General features: G+C 68.8%; 2 protein-coding genes. Both read left to right on the top strand.

What is annotated here, in order from left to right:
- Positions 1–2,361, top strand: a 2,361-nt coding sequence (locus GQ57_RS37860) for a beta strand repeat-containing protein (protein WP_034200603.1), incomplete at its 5' end; no start/stop codon positions are given.
- Between the two features lie 269 nt (positions 2,362–2,630).
- A partial coding sequence (locus GQ57_RS44575; protein WP_152603485.1) for an ESPR domain-containing protein occupies positions 2,631–2,806 on the top strand: 176 nt, incomplete at its 3' end.

The following is a 2,806-nucleotide window of genomic DNA, read 5'->3' as shown; positions in this document are numbered from 1 at the left end:
GCGGCGAATGGCCTGCTGAACGCGGTGGTGAACAACAGCGGGACGATCGAGGCGCAGGGGCTGGGCACGCGCGACGGGAAGATCGTACTGGACGGCGGTCTGGTGCAGGTAGCCGGCAAGCTGAACGCGGCGAGCGGTGACGTGACGACGCGCGGCGAACGGGTGAAGGTGTCGGGCGATGCACAGGTCGATACGCGCAACGTGTCGGGTCGCACGGGTACGTGGACGATCGAGTCGGCAAACGCGAACGTCGACAATGCGGACGGCGCACTGGGCGGACAGACGCTGTCGCGCGCACTGGGCACGACGAACGTTGCGTTGACGAACACGTCGGGCGACGTGACGGTCGATGGCGCACTGAACTGGACGAGCGACCATGCACTGACGCTGACGTCGCAAAAGGGTGACGTTGCGCTGAAGCAGGCAGTAGCAGCAAGCGGCGCAAAGGCGCGCGTGGTGGCAAACGCGGCGGGCGAGATCCGCGTGGATGACAAGCTTGCGCTGACGGGTGAGCAGGCGCATCTGGAGCTGAACTCGGCGAAGGGTCACCGGTTCACGCAAGACAACGCGTCGGCAACGCTGTCGGGCCGCAATGCGTCGTTCTCGTCGAACGGTGAAGCGTATCAGGTGATCCACGATGTAGCGGGCCTGCGCGGCGTCGACCGCGACCTGAACGGCCACTACGTACTCGGCAACGCGGTGGACGGCCGCGGCGCATCGTTCCAGAGCATCGGAGCGAACGGCGCGTTCGACGGCGTGTTCGACGGCCTCGGCAACACGGTTTCGCGGCTGAACGTCACTGCTGGCGGCCCGGCGGTCGGCCTCTTTGCGGAGAACCGCGGCCGCATCGCCAACCTCGCGCTCGATTCGCTGACCTTGAACAACACGTCGATCTCCAGTGATTCGGTGATCGGCGGCCTGGCTGCATACAACCGCGGGACGATTTCGAACGTCCGCGCGACGCGCATGTCGGTGTCGTCGTCGCTTTCCGGCCGGAGCGAAAGCGTGGTGGGCGGGCTCGTCGGCGTGAACAACGGCGGCGCCATCGACGGCGCGCGCTTCCAGGGGCGGATCAGCGGCAACGACAAGGTGACGTCGATTGGCGGGCTGGTCGGCCAGAACCTCGCCGGCGGGCGGATCGCGAACGGTCGCGCCGACGCCGAGATCACGAGCAAGGGGGCGCCGGCGCTCGGGACGTATACGGTGGGCGGCCTGGTCGGCACGAACTGGGACGCGACCGTGTCGGATTCGTCGAGCGGCGGCAAGCTTTCGGTAGGCGACAACGTGGTCGCTGGCGGTCTCGTCGGCCTGGCCGGCAGCGGCGCCATCGAGCGTTCGACTTCGTCGGTGGCCGTGTCGTCGGGGAAAAACGGCTATGTCGGCGGGGCGATCGGCTGGAGCTTCGATACGGCGCTGTCGGCCGTGTCGGCAAGCGGCAGTGTCGGCGCGGCGTCGGGAGCGACCGTCGGCGGCCTGGTCGGCAGCAACGTGGGCGGCAGCATTCGCGACGCCTCGGCGAATGGCAACGTCACCGCGACGGCCGGCAGTACGCTCGGCGGCCTGGTCGGCAGCAACGTCGGCGGCGCGATCAGCCAATCGCACGCGTCCGGCAACGTGACCGGAAACGGCGCGGCGGCGGTGGGCGGCTTTGCGGGCGAGCATGCCGGCGCCGTCCTCGCGGACGTGTCGGCGAAGGGGCGGGTGAGCAATACCGCGAGCGGCGTCGTCGGCGGTCTGGTCGGCCGGAACGACGGCACGATTCGCCAGGGCGTGGCGGAAGGCGACGTGATCGCAGGCAACGCGAGCACGGCCGGCGGACTCGTGGCCGTCAACGACGGGACGATCGACGCTTCGAAGTCGGGCGGCACCGTGCGCGGCGGCCTGAACAACACGGTCGGCGGCCTCGTCGGCGAAAACCACGGCGCGATCGTCGCGTCGAGCTCGACGTCGAACGCTTCCGCCGGGCGCGACAGCTACGTCGGCGGCCTGGTCGGCCTCAACAAGGGGCTGAATGCCGTCGTGAGCGGCTCGAAGGCGTTCGGCGACGTGACGCTCGCGAGCGGGCTCGCCGTCGGCGGATTCGTCGGGTGGAACGAAGCGTTGATTACCGGTTCCGAGTCGTCCGGGACGGTGTCGGGCGTCGGGACGATGAGCGGCGGCTTCGTGGGCGGCAACGCCGGCACGATCCGCTTGTCGAGCACGAGCTCGAAGATCGACTATCCGGCGCAGGCGCGACCGTCGGTTTACGGCGGTTTCGCAGGCATCAATACGGCAATCATCGAATCGAGCCTGACGACGGGCGCGGCATCGGCCGAACGCTTCGCGGGCATGAACCTCGGCGTGGTCGGCGGCAATCGGTAATTCGCGTCGCTGCGGGGCGTGGCGTCGCGCGCGGTGTGGGCTGCAAGCGCCGCTCCGGCGCCATTCCCCGCTCGATACGAGATGACGTTGCCGAAAGACATGCAAGCCGGTCATGGCCGGCCGGTCCGGGGTGGACCGGTTCGGCGCGGCGCAAGCTTGGCCGTCGGCCGGTTGCATGGATGGGATCGAGTCGGCCCGGATCTCCGGGCGGACCTGATCGTCTGCCCGCTTGCAACGGGCGTTGGAAAATCACATAGACAGGACTCCATATGAATAAGGCCTATTCACTGGTATGGAACGACGCGCAGGGCGGCTGGTGCGCGGTGAGCGAAACGGCGCGCCGTCGGGGCAAGACGGGCAGCGGCAAGCGCCTGCTGGCGGTGGGCGTATCGCTGCTGGGTCTGGCGGCGACGAGCGCGTATGCGTTGCCGACGGGCGGCGCGGT

This window comes from Burkholderia sp. MSh2, assembly GCF_000731655.1.
Lineage (GTDB): Bacteria > Pseudomonadota > Gammaproteobacteria > Burkholderiales > Burkholderiaceae > Burkholderia > Burkholderia paludis.
This window is presented reverse-complemented; position numbering and strand designations above follow the sequence as displayed.